The 15,124-nt window shown below is 71.5% G+C and carries 15 protein-coding genes and 2 tRNA genes; 10 read left to right on the top strand and 7 right to left on the bottom strand.

The window, feature by feature from the left end; all coding sequences use genetic code 11:
- Positions 1-23: 23 nt before the first annotated feature.
- The 3 genes from RM812_RS15920 (at position 24) to RM812_RS15910 (ending at position 2,477) form a co-directional block, all read left to right on the top strand.
- Positions 24-97 (top strand) — tRNA-Met (locus RM812_RS15920).
- 239 nt (positions 98-336) lie between these two features.
- On the top strand, positions 337-2,145 hold the full coding sequence (locus RM812_RS15915) for a tetratricopeptide repeat protein (protein ID WP_394816456.1): 1,809 nt from the start codon (positions 337-339) through the stop codon (positions 2,143-2,145).
- A 258-nt stretch (positions 2,146-2,403) separates the two neighbouring features.
- Positions 2,404-2,477, top strand: a tRNA-Met gene (locus tag RM812_RS15910).
- A 136-nt stretch (positions 2,478-2,613) separates the two neighbouring features.
- On the opposite strand, the gene RM812_RS15905 is transcribed toward RM812_RS15910, so the two are convergent.
- Positions 2,614-3,030 (bottom strand): Fur family transcriptional regulator, encoded by a 417-nt coding sequence (locus tag RM812_RS15905; RefSeq protein ID WP_311573203.1) that lies wholly within the window; start codon positions 3,028-3,030, stop codon positions 2,614-2,616.
- Positions 3,031-3,173: 143 nt separating this feature from the next.
- Between RM812_RS15905 and RM812_RS15900 the strand changes: the two genes are divergently transcribed.
- Positions 3,174-4,625, top strand: a complete 1,452-nt coding sequence (locus tag RM812_RS15900; RefSeq protein ID WP_311573202.1) for a catalase — start codon at positions 3,174-3,176, stop codon at positions 4,623-4,625.
- 141 nt (positions 4,626-4,766) lie between these two features.
- Here the strand turns inward: RM812_RS15900 and RM812_RS15895 are convergent, their stop codons facing one another.
- A complete protein-coding gene (locus RM812_RS15895; protein ID WP_311573201.1) occupies positions 4,767-5,174 on the bottom strand; it encodes a CBS domain-containing protein in 408 nt (135 codons plus the stop codon).
- Positions 5,175-5,316: 142 nt separating this feature from the next.
- Entirely contained in the window at positions 5,317-6,117 is an 801-nt protein-coding gene (gene hisN, locus RM812_RS15890; RefSeq protein WP_311573200.1) for a histidinol-phosphatase, read from the bottom strand.
- A 406-nt stretch (positions 6,118-6,523) separates the two neighbouring features.
- Between hisN and RM812_RS15885 the strand changes: the two genes are divergently transcribed.
- The gene (locus tag RM812_RS15885; protein WP_311573199.1) at positions 6,524-7,135 is read left to right on the top strand and encodes a TetR/AcrR family transcriptional regulator; all 612 of its coding nucleotides are present in this window, start codon (positions 6,524-6,526) and stop codon (positions 7,133-7,135) included.
- 15 nt (positions 7,136-7,150) lie between these two features.
- On the opposite strand, the gene RM812_RS15880 is transcribed toward RM812_RS15885, so the two are convergent.
- The 4 genes from RM812_RS15880 to RM812_RS15865 all read right to left on the bottom strand — a co-directional run bounded on the left by RM812_RS15880 (position 7,151) and on the right by RM812_RS15865 (position 10,805).
- Positions 7,151-7,474: a DMT family transporter gene (locus RM812_RS15880; protein WP_311573198.1), complete on the bottom strand. Its 324-nt coding sequence runs from the start codon at positions 7,472-7,474 to the stop codon at positions 7,151-7,153.
- Between the two features lie 126 nt (positions 7,475-7,600).
- Positions 7,601-8,614, bottom strand: a complete 1,014-nt coding sequence (gene rsgA / locus RM812_RS15875; RefSeq protein ID WP_311573197.1) for a ribosome small subunit-dependent GTPase A — start codon at positions 8,612-8,614, stop codon at positions 7,601-7,603.
- 12 nt (positions 8,615-8,626) lie between these two features.
- On the bottom strand, positions 8,627-9,943 hold the full coding sequence (gene aroA, locus RM812_RS15870) for a 3-phosphoshikimate 1-carboxyvinyltransferase (RefSeq protein ID WP_311573196.1): 1,317 nt from the start codon (positions 9,941-9,943) through the stop codon (positions 8,627-8,629).
- 139 nt (positions 9,944-10,082) lie between these two features.
- A complete protein-coding gene (locus RM812_RS15865) occupies positions 10,083-10,805 on the bottom strand; it encodes a M50 family metallopeptidase (RefSeq protein ID WP_311573195.1) in 723 nt (240 codons plus the stop codon).
- A 50-nt stretch (positions 10,806-10,855) separates the two neighbouring features.
- Here RM812_RS15865 and RM812_RS15860 point away from each other — a divergent pair, with 50 nt between their 5' ends.
- The 5 genes from RM812_RS15860 (at position 10,856) to RM812_RS15840 (ending at position 15,107) form a co-directional block, all read left to right on the top strand.
- Complete coding sequence (locus tag RM812_RS15860) at positions 10,856-11,671, top strand: SOS response-associated peptidase (protein WP_311573194.1); 816 nt, start codon at positions 10,856-10,858, stop codon at positions 11,669-11,671.
- Positions 11,672-11,714: 43 nt separating this feature from the next.
- Positions 11,715-12,362 carry an alpha/beta hydrolase family protein gene (locus tag RM812_RS15855; RefSeq protein WP_311573193.1) on the top strand — a complete coding sequence of 216 codons (648 nt, stop codon included), beginning with the start codon at positions 11,715-11,717 and terminating at the stop codon, positions 12,360-12,362.
- 253 nt (positions 12,363-12,615) lie between these two features.
- Positions 12,616-13,299: an RNA polymerase sigma factor SigR gene (gene sigR, locus RM812_RS15850; RefSeq protein ID WP_003973756.1), complete on the top strand. Its 684-nt coding sequence runs from the start codon at positions 12,616-12,618 to the stop codon at positions 13,297-13,299.
- On the top strand, positions 13,296-13,607 hold the full coding sequence (gene rsrA, locus RM812_RS15845; RefSeq protein ID WP_311573192.1) for a mycothiol system anti-sigma-R factor: 312 nt from the start codon (positions 13,296-13,298) through the stop codon (positions 13,605-13,607). Before sigR ends, rsrA begins: the two co-directional genes overlap by 4 nt.
- A 144-nt stretch (positions 13,608-13,751) precedes the next feature.
- Positions 13,752-15,107 (top strand): HD-GYP domain-containing protein, encoded by a 1,356-nt coding sequence (locus RM812_RS15840; RefSeq protein ID WP_311573191.1) that lies wholly within the window; start codon positions 13,752-13,754, stop codon positions 15,105-15,107.
- The last annotated feature ends 17 nt before the right edge of the window (positions 15,108-15,124 follow it).

Here is a 15,124-nt window from a genome sequence, read left to right as displayed (position 1 = left end):
TGATACGGTTGTGAACACAACGGCGCGGGGTGGAGCAGCTCGGTAGCTCGCTGGGCTCATAACCCAGAGGTCGCAGGTTCAAATCCTGTCCCCGCTACTGAAGTCGTGAGCTACGTGCGAACGACCACGAAGGCCCGGATTCCGAAAGGGATCCGGGCCTTCGTGATGTGCGAACGCATGTCCCGGTGGCGTCGACGGCCGCGTCGGCAAGGGGAGTTGAGGGGATCTGTGTTTGACTTGTCTCCCTGTGGGCATGTCGACAAAACGCTGAAGTGACCTCACTGGCTGCGGTATACCGGCTGTACCCAGCTTGCAGGTGGTGCGACGATGGACGTTATGGGGGACATGGTAAATCTGTTCGGGACAGGGCGTTTTGCGCAGCCGTCCGGTCAGGAGGAGGCCGCGGACGAGGCCCAGGAAGCCGCCGACGAGGTCGCCGAGGAAGTGCGCCGGCGGCTGGCCGCCGATGCCGGTGACGTCGAGGCGATGAGCGTCCTCGGTGCGATGCTGCTGCGCCGCGGCGACTTCGACGGAGCCGAAACCCATCTGCGCGCCGCCACCGCGGCCGGCGACCGAGCCGCCGCCAACAACCTGGGCGTCCTGCTGCACCAGCGCGGATACGCGGACGAGGCCGCCGGATGGTGGCGGATCGCCGCCGTCGCCGGGTCCGCCGCGGCGGCCCACGCCCTGGGACGGTACTTCCGGGAGCGCGGGGACGAGCCCGCTGCCGAGTACTGGCTGTGCCAGTCCGCCGAGCAGGGCCACGTACTGGGTGCTTACGCGCTCGCCGACCTGCTGGAGCACCGTGGTGACGACGTCGGAGCCGAGCGGTGGATGCGGGCCGCGGCCGAGCGCGGCCACCGGGAGGCCGCGTACCGGCTGGCGCGGACGCTGGACCGGCGCGTCGGGCCGAAGGCCGGGGACGACGAGGGGACCCCGCGCGAGGGGGCCGAGCAGTGGTACCGGCAGGCCGCCGCGCGGGGTCACCGGCGGGCCGCACTCCACCTCGGCGCGATCCTGGAGAAGCGGGGCGAGCTCAAGGAGGCGGGCCGCTGGTATCTGACGTCGGCCAAGGACGGTGAGGCTCGCGCCGCCTGCGCGCTCGGCTTCCTGCTGCGGGACGCCGGCGACAGTGAGAGCGCCGCCGTGTGGTGGCTGCGCGCCGCGCAGGACGGCGACGGCAACGCGGCCAACGCGCTGGGCGCGCTGCACGCCGAGCGCGGCGAGACCCAGACCGCCGAGCGGTGGTACCGGGCCGCGATGGACGCGGGGGACGACAACGGGGCGTACAACCTCGGGCTGCTCTGCGCCGAGCAGGGCCGCACCACGCAGGCCGAGCAGTGGTACCGGCGGGCCGCGTACGCCGGGCACCGGGAGGCCTCCAACGCGCTGGCCATCCTGCTGCTGCGCAGCGGCGACGAGACCGGCGCCGAGCCGTGGTTCTCCAAGGCCGCCGAGGCGGGCAGTGTCGACGCCGCCTTCAACCTCGGGATCCTGCACGCCGGGCGCCACGAGGACCGGGCCGCCCTGCGCTGGTACGAGCAGGCCGCCGCCGCCGGGCACACGGAGGCGGCGCTGCAGGTCGGCATGGCGCGGCTGCGCGACGGGGACGAGCGCGAGGCCGAGCGGTTCCTGCGGTGCGCGGCGGGGGGCGGCAGCGCGGAGGCCGCGTACCGGTTGGCGACGGTGCTCGACGCGCGTCGGCCGCCGGCGCCCGCGCACGAGTTGGGCGAGACGGCGCAGGAGAAGTCCGAGTGCGAGGAGTGGTACGAGCGGGCGGCTTCCCAGGGGCACCGCCGGGCCCAGGTGCGGGTCGGGATGCTGGCCGCGGCACGGGGCGACGTCGTGGAGGCGGCGCGCTGGTACCGGGAGGCGGCCGAGGCCGGATCACGCAACGGCGCGTTCAACCTGGGTCTGCTGCTGGCCCGTGAGGGGAGCGATCCGGAGGCCGTCGTGTGGTGGCGCCGGGCGGCCGACGCCGGGCACGGTCGGGCGGCGCTGCGGCTCGCGCTGGTCTGCGCGCGGCGGGGGGAGCTGGCCGAGGGGCAGCGGTGGGCGGACCGGGCGGTGTCGCTGGGTCCGCGGGAGGTCGCGGAGCGGGCGGCCCGGCTGCGGGACGCGTTGCGGCAGGAACTGTCGGCGTAGCGATGCGCTGAGCGGGGGGCGCGTTTCCGGGCGCCGGTGCCGGTCCGGGCGCGGGTGGGACGCGTGGCCCGGCGGCGACGGGGTGCCTCCCCCACTCCTCGGCTTCGCTCGGGCGGGGCGACCCCCATCGCCCACCCGTGCCGCCCCTGGGGAGCCTCCCAGGCCGTTCAGGCACTGGGGGAGGAACGACGTCCCGCAGCTGGGTTCAGCAGCGATTTGCTTCTTGTCGTTGGGGTGACGTAGTGTTCCATTCATCGACGCGGGGTGGAGCAGCTCGGTAGCTCGCTGGGCTCATAACCCAGAGGTCGCAGGTTCAAATCCTGTCCCCGCTACTGAAGGCCGAGGGCCGGAATCCGAAAGGGTTCCGGCCCTCGCTGCTGTTCCGGCCCTCAGCTCCGGCCCTCGGTGCTTTCGGTGCAACGCAAAGCCCCGGCACCCATCGGTGCCGGGGCTCTCGTGCGAACCGGGTTACGCCGCCGTGCAGTTCGGGCAGGTGCCGCGGTAGGTCACCTCGACGTCCGAGACGGTGAAGCCGAAGCGCTCCGAGTCGGGCAGGTCGGCCAGCGGGTTGCCGATCGGGTGGACGTCGCGGATCGCACCGCACTGGGCGCAGACCAGGTGGTGGTGCGGCTGGTGTGCGTTCGGGTCGTACCGCTTGGCGCGCTTGTCCGTCGCGACCTCGAGCACCTCACCGAGAGAGACCAGCTCACCCAGCGTGTTGTAGACCGTCGCCCGGGAGATCTCGGGAAGCCTGTCCACGGCCCGGGCGTGCACCTCGTCGGCCGTCAGGTGAACGTGTTCGCCGTCGAGGACCTCGGCCACGACGCGTCGCTGCGCGGTCATGCGCCATCCGCGTCCACGCAGCCGTTCCAGAAGGTCACTCATACAGACCAGCCTAACAGCAAGGGGACCAGGTCCCGAACGGGTGTGACTTTGGAGTCTTACTTGACTTAGACATTGTCCATTGTAGGATCGACAGCGGCATTAGCCAAGCGACAGGTTTTGCAGGATTGGCGCAGGAGGCGTACGTGACTCAGGGACCGCTTACGACGGAGGCCGGTGCTCCGGTAGCCGACAACCAGAACAGCGAGACCGCGGGCGTCGGCGGCCCCGTGCTCGTCCAGGACCAGCTGCTCCTGGAGAAGCTGGCCCACTTCAACCGTGAGCGCATCCCGGAGCGTGTGGTGCACGCCCGTGGCGCGGGTGCCTACGGCACCTTCACGGTCACCGCCGATGTCACCCAGTACACGCGCGCCAAGTTCCTCTCCGAGGTCGGCAAGGAGACGGAGACCTTCCTCCGTTTCTCGACCGTGGCCGGCAACCTGGGCGCGGCGGACGCCGTCCGCGACCCGCGTGGTTTCGCGCTGAAGTTCTACACCGAAGAGGGCAACTACGACCTCGTCGGCAACAACACCCCGGTGTTCTTCATCAAGGACGCCATCAAGTTCCCCGACTTCATCCACACCCAGAAGCGCGACCCGTACACGGGCTCGACGGAGATGGACAACGTCTGGGACTTCTGGAGCCTGTCGCCCGAGTCCACGCACCAGGTGACCTGGCTGTTCGGTGACCGCGGCATCCCGGCGTCGTACCGCCACATGGACGGCTTCGGCTCGCACACCTACCAGTGGAGCAACGAGGCCGGCGAGGCCTTCTGGGTCAAGTACCACTTCAAGACCGACCAGGGCATCAAGTGCCTCACGCAGGCCGAGGCCGACAAGCTCGCCGGTGAGGACCCCGACTCCCACCAGCGCGACCTGCGCGAGGCCATCGAGCGCGGCGAGTTCCCGTCCTGGACCGTCGGCGTGCAGGTCATGCCCGTGGCCGACGCGGCGAAGTACCGCTTCAACCCGTTCGACCTGACCAAGGTCTGGCCGCACGCGGACTACCCGGTCATCGAGTTCGGCAAGCTGGAGCTCAACCGCAACCCGGAGAACATCTTCGCCGAGGTCGAGCAGTCGATCTTCTCCCCGGCGCACTTCGTGCCCGGTATCGGTCCGTCCCCGGACAAGATGCTCCAGGGCCGTCTCTTCGCCTACGGCGACGCCCACCGCTACCGCGTCGGCATCAACGCCGACCACCTGCCGGTGAACCGCCCGCACGCCACCGACGCGCGCACCAACTCCCGTGACGGCTACCTGTACGACGGCCGCCACAAGGGCGCGAAGAACTACGAGCCGAACAGCTTCGGCGGCCCGTTCCAGACGGACAAGGCCCTGTGGCAGCCGGTCGCGGTCTCCGGCGTCACCGGTGACCACGAGGCGCCGTCGCACGCCGAGGACAACGACTTCGTCCAGGCGGGCAACCTCTACCGGCTGATGACGGACGAGGAGAAGGAGCGCCTGGTGAACAACCTGGCGGGTGCCATCTCCCAGGTCTCGCGCGAGGACATCATCGAGCGCGCGGTCAACAACTTCCGCCAGGCCGACGGTGACTTCGGCAAGCGGCTGGAGGCCGCGGTGCAGGCCCTGCGCGGCTGACGTCCAGCACTGGACCGCTTGTCGTAACGGCGGGCCGGATCCCCGGGAACGGGGGCCCGGCCCGTTCGTCGTGTCGTCCCGAGACGCGAGAACGGGAGGGGCGCGAGGGAGGGGAGGGACGGGGGAGGGAAGGGGTGTCCGTCAGGCGGTCACCACCGGCGTCCCGTCCCGCGACCGCTCCGGTACCCAGCAGCGGATGATGTCGCGGACCGAGACGATTCCGGCGGGTTCGCCGCGCTCGAGGACGATGAGATGGCGGAAGCCGCCGTGAGTCATCGCACGGGCCGCCTCCTCCACGGACCAGGACGGCGCGGCGAACACGACGTCGGTGGTGGTGTGGGCGTGCGCGCGTTCGGTGTCCGGGTCCTGGCCCAGGCCCACGGAGACGAGGACGTCGCGTTCGGTGAGGATGCCGATGCCGTCGGCGTCGGGGTCGTACACCACGGCCGCGCCGACCCGGCGGGCTGACATCAGGGCGGCGGCCTGGCGGAGGGTGTGGGCGGGGCCGATGGTGAGGACGACCTTGCTCATGGCTTCGCGGACGAGCATGGGTGGAGCCACCTCCTGCCGTGATCCATGAGTTCGTTCATGGATTCACAAGTTCACAAGTGGGGGACTCTCAGAGTGGCAGGTAAAGCACGGGTCAACAAGAGGGCGCGTAGGGCGTACGCAGGGGGCGCCAGGAAGCGCGTCAGTAGCGCTGGTTGAGGAATCCCAGCAGCTCGTCGTGGAGTCGGCCGTTGGACGCCGCCGCGTTGCCGCTGTGCGGGCCGGGGCGACCGTCGAGGCCGGTGAAGGTGCCGCCGGCCTCCGTGACGATGATCGCGTTCGCGGCCATGTCCCAGAGGGAGAGCTCGGGTTCGGCGCACAGGTCGACCGATCCCTCGGCGACCATCATGTACGGCCAGAAGTCGCCGTACGCGCGTGTGCGCCACACCTCGCGGGTCAGGTCCAGGAAGCCGTCCAACCTACCCTGCTCCTCCCAGCCGCTGAGCGAGGAGTACGCGAAGGAGGCGTCGGAGAGCGCGGAGACCTGGGACACCTGGAGCCGGGAGGCCGAGGTCAGGCTGCGGCCGGTGAAGGCGCCGTGGTCCTTGACGGCCCACCAGCGGCGGCCGAGTGCCGGGGCGGAGACGAGGCCGACGACGGGCTGGTAACCGCCCTCACCGGCTTCCATGAGGGCGATGAGGGTGGCCCAGACGGGGACGCCGCGCACGTAGTTCTTGGTGCCGTCGATCGGGTCGACGACCCAGCGGCGGGGGCCGGTGCCCTCGACGCCGTACTCCTCGCCGAGGACCGCGTCGCGGGGGCGGGCGCGGGCGAGGTGGCCGCGGATGAGTTCCTCGGCGGCCTTGTCCGCCTCGCTCACCGGCGTCATGTCCGGCTTGGTCTCGACTTTCAGGTCGAGGGCCTTGAAGCGGTCCATCGTCGCGGCGTCGGCGGCGTCCGCGAGGACGTGGGCGAGGCGGAGGTCGTCGAGGTAGTCGGGCATGCGGCCACGGTATCTGTCGGGGATGGGACGGGGCTACCAGGGGTTTGGCGGGGCGTGGCGGGAAACGTGAGGGGGCCGCGGTCCGGTGGTGCGGGCCCGTTGGTGCCGGGCGGGTGGGACGCGCGGGTCGGCGCCGGCGGGGTGCGACTGCACCCACCCGCGCTGCCCACCCGTGCCACCCCACCCACCCGGGCACCCCACCGGCACGACTGCCTGCACCGGCGTGACCGCCTGCACCGGCGTGACCGCCTGCACCGGCGTGACCGCCCACGGCGGCACAGCTGTCCGCACCGGTGCGGCAGTCCGCAGCCGGAGCTCGGCCCTGCACGGCGCGCGCAGCCCCTTGACAGTGCCCCCCTGCCCGTCAAATCTGGGCACCTAGTCGCTCGGCCCCAGGGAGGCGACGATGCCTGCAGCCCGGGAATCCCTGCTCGACGCCGCTTACAGGGCGCTGGCGCGTCGGCCGTGGTCCGCAGTGCGGATGGTGGACGTGGCGGCGGCGGCCGGGGTGTCCCGGCAGACGCTGTACAACGAGTTCGGGAGCAAGGAGGGGCTCGCCCGGGCGCTCGTCCGCAGGGAGGCCGACGGGTACCTCAGCGGCGTCGAGCACGCGCTCTCCGGACCTGGTGACCCCTGCGAGCGGCTCACCGCGACCGCCGAGTGGACGACGTCGGCCGCCCGCCGGAACGCGTTGGTGCGGGCCATGCTCACCGGCTGCTGGAGCGAGCGATTGCCCTCCCCGGCCCTGACGGCGGTGCCGTCCTCCTCCGCGGTGCCGGCTCAGCGCCGGGCCGACGGCCCGCTGCCCGCGCCCGGCGACTTCGTGGCCCTCGTCCGCGACCGCGCGGTGGCCGCCCTGAACGATGTCGGCGCACCCGAGCCGCCGGACCTCACCGAGCTGGCCCGCTCCTGCGAACTGGCCGTACGCCTCGCCCTGTCCTGTGTCGCGGCCCCGCCCGGCGAGGGTGGGGTGGGGGAACTCGTGCGCAACGCTCTGCCGCGACAGTCGACGTCCTGACGTCCTGACGTCCGGTCAGTGCGCCGAGCCCGACAGCTGCAGGCCGATCACACCGATGACGACCAGGCTGATCGAGACGATCTTCAGGGTGGAGACCAGGTCGCCCAGGAACACCATGCCGTAGATGGCGGTGCCCGCGGCGCCGATGCCGGTCCACACCGCGTACGCGGGACCGACGTCGAGTTTCTTCAGGGACATCGTCAGCAGGCCGAAACTGCCCAGCGCGAAGGCGCAGAAGGCGATGGTCGGCCAGAGCCGGGTGAAACCGTGCGACAGCTTCAGGCAGACGGCGAAGCCGGTTTCGAGTAACCCGGCCACTATGACCAGCAGCCACGCCATGTCTCGTCCTCCCGTAGTCCCCTACCGTGACCGCTTCGTCGCTACGTCGCGCTTTACGCAGGCTTGGATCCGGCTTGGTGCGATTATGCACTTACCGATCCAGCGGTACGGCAAACAACGCGGAGGTCAGTCGCCTTCCTTCCGTTCCCGCGTCGACAGCAGCCGGCGCAGCGAGTACAGCCGCGCCGGGTCGGCGTGGCCCTCGGCGACCCACGCGTCCAGCGCGCAGTCGGGCTCGTCGTGGCTGCACGCGCGGGGGCAGCCCTCCGTACCGGGCTCCAGGTCGGGGAACGCGTGGATCACCCGGGACGGGTCGATGTGGGCGAGGCCGAACGACCGTACGCCCGGGGTGTCGACGACCCAGCCGCCCGCGTCCGAGGACAGCGGAAGGGCGAGGGCCGAGGTCGTCGTGTGCCGACCGCGTCCCGTCACCGCGTTGACGTGTCCCGTCGTACGGCGGCGGTCCTCGGGTACCAGCGCGTTGACAAGCGTCGTCTTGCCGACGCCCGAGTGGCCGACGAAGGCCGTGACCTTGCCGTCCAGGTGTTCCCGTACGCGGTCGGCGGCGTCGCCGTTCTCCAGTTCCTCGCGGCTGGTGACGACGTAGGGGATGTCCAACGCGCCGTAGAGTTCGAGCAGTTCGTCGGGCGGGGCTAGGTCGGACTTGGTCATCACCAGCAGCGGGGTCAGGCCGCCGTCGAACGCCGCGACCAGGCAGCGGTCGATCAGACGGGGGCGCGGCTCGGGGTCAGCGAGGGCCGTGACGATGGCGAGCTGGTCGGCGTTGGCGACGACGACGCGCTCGTACGGGTCGTCGTCGTCCGCCGTGCGGCGCAGGACCGAGGTGCGCTCCTCGATGCGGACGATGCGCGCGAGCGTGTCCTTCTTGCCGGTCAGGTCACCGACCAGCGCGACCCGGTCGCCGACGATCGCCGCCTTGCGGCCCAGTTCGCGGGCCTTCATCGCCATGACGACCCGGTCCTCGACGAGGCAGGTCAGCCGGCCCCGGTCCACGGTGAGGACGAGGCCCTCAGCGGCGTCCTCGTGCTTGGGCCGGATGTGGGTGCGCGGTCGGTTGCCCTTGCGGTTGGGGCGGGAGCGGATGTCGTCCTCGTCGGTGTGCTTGCCGTAGCGGCGCATGGCGAACGGTCCCTACGCCCCGAGCATCCCGGCCCACAGGTCGGGGAAATCGGGCAGGGTCTTGGCCGTCGTCGCCACGTTCTCGATCTCCACGCCTTCCACCCCGAGCCCGATGATCGCGCCGGCGGTGGCCATGCGATGGTCCTCGTAGGTGTGGAAGACCCCGCCGTGCAGCCGGCGCGGCCGGATGTGCAGGCCGTCGGCGGTCTCGGTGACGTCACCGCCGAGTTCGTTGATCTCCTTGGTGAGCGCGGCCAGGCGGTCCGTCTCGTGCAGGCGCAGGTGGGCCACCCCGCGCAGGGTCGAGGGGGAGTCCGCGAGGGCGGCGACGGCCGCGATGCCCGGGGTGAGCTCACCGACCTCGCCGAGGTCGACGTCGATGCCGTGCACCGCCCCCGATCCGGTGAAGACGAGCCCGTAGTCGGTCAGTTCGCAGGAACCACCCATGTCGGTGAAGATCTCGCGGAGCCGGTCACCGGGCTGGGTGGTGCGGGACGGCCAGTCGGGGATCACGACCTTGCCGCCGGTCACGAGCGCCGCCGCCAGGAACGGCTGGGCGTTGGAGAGGTCCGGCTCGATCGTCAGGTCCCGGCCGAGCAGCGCGCCCGGGGTGACCCGCCAGACGTTCGGTTCGCCGCCCGACTCCGGGGTGTCGACCTGGGCCCCGACCGAGCGCAGCATGTCGACCGTCATGCGGATGTGCGGCATGGACGGCAGCGCGGAGCCGGTGTGGCGGACCTCGACGCCCTGGTTGAAGCGCGGCCCGGACAGCAGCAGGGCGCTGACGAACTGGGAGGACGAGGACGCGTCGATCTCCACCGGGCCGCCCTCCAGGGCGCCGCCGCCGTGCACGGTCATGGGCAGTGCGCCGCGCCCGTCGTCGTCGACGCGGGCGCCCAGGACGCGCAGCGCGTCGATCACACCGTGCAGGGGGCGCTCGTACGAACGAGGGTCGCCGTCGAAGCGGATGGCGCCGTCGGCGAGTGTGGCGACCGGCGGCAGGAAGCGCATGACCGTGCCGGCGTTGCCGACGTCGACGGTGGCCGGGCCGCGCAGGCCCGCCGGGATGACCCGCCAGAACTCGCCGGTGCCTTCCGGGCCGACGCCCTCCTCGATCTCGACGCCCATCGCGCGCAACGCTCCGGCCATCAGCAGGGTGTCGCGGGAGCGCAGCGGGCGGCGCAGCCAGCCGGGCTCGGAGGCGAGGGCGGCCAGCACCAGGGCGCGGTTGGTGACCGATTTGGATCCGGGCACGTGGACGGTCGCGTCGACGGCTCCGCTCGCGTGCGGGGCGGGCCAGAGGGCGGTGTGCGCGGGGTTCACGGTCATGGGCCCCACTTTAATGGCTGAGGGCGGTCGGAGATCTTGATCAGAAGCGGCGAAACCTGACCGAAGCCATGACAGGGAAATTGCCTTGCATATATGCATGAGATCGAAAAAGACCGCACCCAAGAGACCGCTCCCGGTTTCAGAGCTCCAGCAGCCAGCGCCCCCCGCCCAGCAGCGAGCACAGCGACACCGCGTGGAACAGGAGGAACCACACCCCCGCCGGTGCGTGGGTCAGCCGGGCCAGCTGGTCCGCGTCCGAGTCCCCGGCGCCGCCCCGCGCCCGTACGGCCTGCAGCTCGAACGCCGGGCGTACCCCACCGAGCAGCAGGAACCACACCACCGTGTACGCGAACGCCGCCTGCACCTGCGGCCCGGCCAGCCAGGACACCAGGACGAACGTGCCGCCGGTCAGCACCACGGTCAGCATCCCGTACGCGTTGCGGACCATCACCAGCAGGGCGACGAGCAGCGCCGTCGCGAGCCACAGCAGCAGGGTGATGCGCCCCGAGGCCAGCAGGGCGGCGCCGCCGAGGCCGAGCAGCGGGGGAGCGGTGTAACCGGAGACCGCGGTGAGGATCATCCCGAGCCCGTGCGGCTTGCCGCGGCTGACGGTGAGGCCGCTGGTGTCCGAGTGCAGGGTGATGCCGGTCAGCGTGCGCCCGGTGAGCAGCGCCACGAGCCCGTGACCGCCTTCGTGGGCGATGGTGATGGCGTTGCGGGCCATGCGCCACGGCCCGCGCGGAGCGACGACGGCGAGCGCGGCGCCCAGGGTCACGATCACCACCCACAGGTCGGGGTCGGGCTGGGTGCCCGAGACTTCGTCCCAGAGGGAGGCCAACGAGGCCGATGCGAGGTGGTCCATGTCCGGTGAGGGCTCCTCGTTCACGCGCGGGGTCTGGCAGTGTGGCACGTATGTGCGGACGGTATGCGGCGAGTCGTCGACCCGAGGATCTCGCGGGAATCTTTGAGATCGACAAGTGGGAGCCCAAGGAATCCTTGGAGCCCGACTACAACGTGGCTCCCACCAAGGAGGTCTACGCCGTCCTGGACCGTCCCCTGAAAGACGTCGAGGACCCGAAGCCGGTTCGCCAGCTGCGGAAGCTGAAGTGGGGACTGGTCCCCTCCTGGTCCAAGACGCCCGAGGGCGGCGCCCGGATGATCAACGCGCGCGCGGAGACCGTCCACGAGAAGCCGTCCTACCGTCGCGCCTTCGCCACCCGGCGCTGCATCCTCCCCGCCGACGGCTACTACGAGTGGGTCACCGGCAAGCAGGAGCGGGACCTGGAGGTCGAGGGGCGCAAGAAGCGGCCCCGCAAGCAGCCCTACTTCGTGACTCCGGCCGACGGGTCCGTGTTCGCCATGGCGGGGCTGTACGAGTTCTGGCGGGACAGGACGCTGCCGGACGACCATCCGCAGGCCTGGTGGGTGACGTGCTCGGTGATCACCACGGAGGCGGAGAGCACGCCGCTCGCGGTCGCCCCGGCCGACGGGCCGCACGCCCTGGCCGACATCCACCCGCGGATGCCGCTGATGCTGACGCCGGACCGGTGGGACGACTGGCTCGACCCGGCGCGCACGGACCCCGACGAGCTGACCTCCCTGCTGGCACCCCCGCCCGCGGGGCTGATGCGGGCCTTCCCCGTCTCCACCGCGGTGAGCAACGTCCGCAACAACGGGCCGGAGCTGCTGAAGGAGCTGGAGGCGCCGGAAGAGGGCACACTCTTCTGATGCGACGGATGAGACGAAAGCGGCTGATGTGACGGATGTGCCTGTGACGGATGCGACAACGGATGTGACGGAGGTCGTCGAGACGGAGGCGGGGCCCGCCCGTGTCACCTGGCACACCGCGAAGAAGCCCCGCCTCGTCCTGGGCGTGAGCCACGGCGCCGGCGGCGGCATCGAGGCACGCGACCTGAAGGCGCTGGCGGCCGTGCTGCCCGCGCACGGTGTCAGCGTCGCCCTCGTCGAACAGCCGTGGCGGGTGGCCGGCAAGAAGGTGGCGCCCGCGCCGAAGACCCTGGACGTCGGCTGGCGGGGCATCTGGCCCGCGCTGACCGCGCCGGGGCTGCCGGTGATCTCCGGCGGCCGCAGCGCCGGGGCCCGCGTCGCCTGCCGCACCGCCGCCGAACTGGGCGCCCACGCCGTCCTCGCCCTGAGCTTCCCGCTGCATCCACCGGGCAGGCCCGAGAAGTCCCGCGCGGACGAACTGCTCGGGGCCGGGGCGCCGACCCTCGTCGTACAGGGCGGCAACGATCCGTTCGGGAAGCCGGAGGAGTTCCCGGCAGGCGGACACGAACTGGTCGAGGTGCCGTACGGCGACCACGGCTTCGCCGTCCCGAAGCGCGCGGGCATCACCCAGGACGAGGCCCTGGCGGTGATCACCGACGCCGTGGCCGCGTGGACCGGGTCACTCGGCTGACGCCCCGGGAATGACGAGCCACCGGTCACTGTTGTGGCGGACATACGTTGCTGAGCATCAGCACCGACGCCGTAGGAGAGGAATTCGCCGCATGGGTTCGACCTTCTGCCCGAGCCGTGGCCGCACCGACCTGGACTGGTCCGTGCTGCATGCGGCGAAGACCGCCCCTATTCGGGCGGCGGGCGGACCGGATCGTCGTCTATCCTCCGATTCGAGCGGGACCGGTCTCGGTCTCGTGACATCACTGGAGGAGGTGGGTCCGGTCACTGGGACCGACGCAGGGACCGAACACGGCCAGGCGGAGCAGCCCGAGGGCCGGGGCACGGGCGCGGAGTCGACCGCGGAGCGCAGTGCGCGCTTCGAGCGGGACGCGCTCGAGTTCCTCGACCAGATGTACTCGGCCGCGCTGCGCATGACGCGTAATCCGGCCGACGCCGAGGACCTGGTGCAGGAGACCTACGCCAAGGCGTACGCGTCCTTCCACCAGTTCCGCGAGGGCACCAACCTCAAGGCTTGGCTGTACCGCATCCTCACCAACACCTTCATCAACTCGTACCGCAAGAAGCAGCGCGAACCCCAGCGCAGCGCGGCCGAGGAGATCGAGGACTGGCAGCTCGCGCGCGCCGAGTCGCACATGTCGACCGGTCTGCGCTCCGCGGAGTCGCAGGCGCTCGACCACCTGCCCGACTCGGACGTCAAGCAAGCGCTCCAGGCGATTCCCGAGGAATTCCGTATCGCCGTGTACCTGGCGGACGTCGAGGGCTTTGCCTACAAGGAGATCGCCGACATCATGGGGACACCCATCGGTACGGTGATGTCCCGGCTGCACCGCGGACGCCGCCAGCTGCGCGGCATGCTGGAGGACTACGCCCGCGACCGCGGTCTGGTCCCGGCCGGCGCCGGAGAGTCGAACGAAGCGAAAGGCTCGGGGTCATGAGCTGCGGAGAGCCGCACGAGACGGATTGCAGCGAAATCCTCGATCATCTCTACGAGTTCCTCGACAAAGAGATGCCCGACTCGGACTGCGTGAAGTTCGAGCACCACTTCGAGGAGTGCTCGCCCTGCCTGGAGAAGTACGGGCTGGAGCAGGCCGTGAAGAAGCTGGTCAAGCGGTGCTGCGGGCAGGACGACGTGCCGGGTGACCTGCGGTCCAAGGTCATGGGCCGGATCGACCTGATCCGGTCCGGGCAGTCCGTGCCCGAGCACGACGTCACGGTCGCGCCGCCGACTCCGCAGGAGTCCTGACACCGCGGGAGTCCTGACAGCGTGGAGTCCGCGTCCTGACACCGCGCATCACTCGTACGTGCTAATCCTCGGGTAGTCCGCCCGCCTCCCCCAGCTGCCGTCCTAGGCTCCGGAGCCTGACAGGCGTGGCCGGGGGAGGGGCACATGGACGCGGTACCGGCGCGGGTGCGTGCCTACGTCACCGGTGTCGCCCTCGCCGTCCTGATCTCCCTGCGCCCACTGCCGGCGGTGCACACCCCGTGGTGGGCCGTGCTGCTGCTCGCCGGGCTGTACGTGGGCTGCGAGCAGGTCGCCCGGTCCCGTTTCCTGGGGACCGGCTACCCCGTGCTCCTCGCCGGGGCCTTCCTGCTGCCGCCGCCCGCCGCCGTGCTGGTGGCGCTGCCCGGGGCCGTGCTGTCCCCGGGTGCGCGGCCTTTCGGCCCGCGGCGCGTCTGGCGCGCCGTGCAGCCGGCGCTCGCCGTGTGGGTCGCCGCCCGGGTGCACGGGGAGCTCGGTGGGCGGGACGCGGTCGTCGCGCCCGACTTCCCGTACGCGCTCGTGCCGGCCGGGGCCGCCGTACTCGCTTTCTGCCTGGTCCTGACGCTGCTGGACGGCGGCATCATGGCGCTGGCCATGGGGGCACCGCCCGCTCCTTTCAGGCAGCGGGGGAGGGGCGCGGTGGGCCGGGCCTGGCGGGGGCTGTTCTCCCGGTCGCTCGCACCGATCGCCGTGCACGGGCTCGCCGGGCTGATGATGGCCGTCCTGTGGCGCAGCCCGTACGGTCCCGTCGCCGCGCTGCTCGTGCTGCTGCCGATGTGCGTGGCGTGGTGGGCGTTCGCCCAGTACCACCGGGAGCGCGCCGCGCACCAGGCGACCATCCGGGCGCTCGTGCAGGCCGTCGACATCAAGGACGGGTACACGCGCGGGCACAGTGAACGGGTCGGTCAGGCCTCGATGATGATCGCCCGTGAGCTGGGTATGGACGACGAACGCGTCGAGACGCTCCGCTTCGCCGGGATCCTGCACGACGTGGGCAAGCTGGGCGTGCCCACCCGGCTGCTGCGCAAGGACGGGCCGCTGACGCCCGAGGAGCGCCGGGTGATCGAGCTGCACCCCGAGTACGGGCACGAGATGGTGCGCGGCATCCGCTTCCTGGGGGAGGCCCGGGCCGCCGTCCTCCACCACCACGAACGGCTGGACGGCAGCGGCTACCCCTATGGGCTGGCCGGCGACCGGATCCCGGAATCGGCCCGGGTGGTGGCCGTCGCCGACGCCTTCGACGCGATGACGTCCACGCGTTCCTACAGCAGGGCCCGTCCCGTCGCGGCGGCGGTGGCCGAGCTCGAACGGTGTGCCGGGGCCCACTTCGACCCGCGCATGGTCGGGGCGCTGGTGCGCGCCCTGGGACGCCACGGCTGGCGCCCGGCCGTGACGGCCGACAGCACCCCGGCTCTTCCCGCCGGGGTGATCGTGGATCGGGGCGGGGAAGCGCGGGACGGTGCGGGCAGGGGGACGCGGTGACGGCGGTGGGGGCCGGG

It is taken from the genome of Streptomyces lancefieldiae (assembly GCF_031845825.1).
GTDB lineage: Bacteria > Actinomycetota > Actinomycetes > Streptomycetales > Streptomycetaceae > Streptomyces > Streptomyces lancefieldiae.
This window is presented reverse-complemented; position numbering and strand designations above follow the sequence as displayed.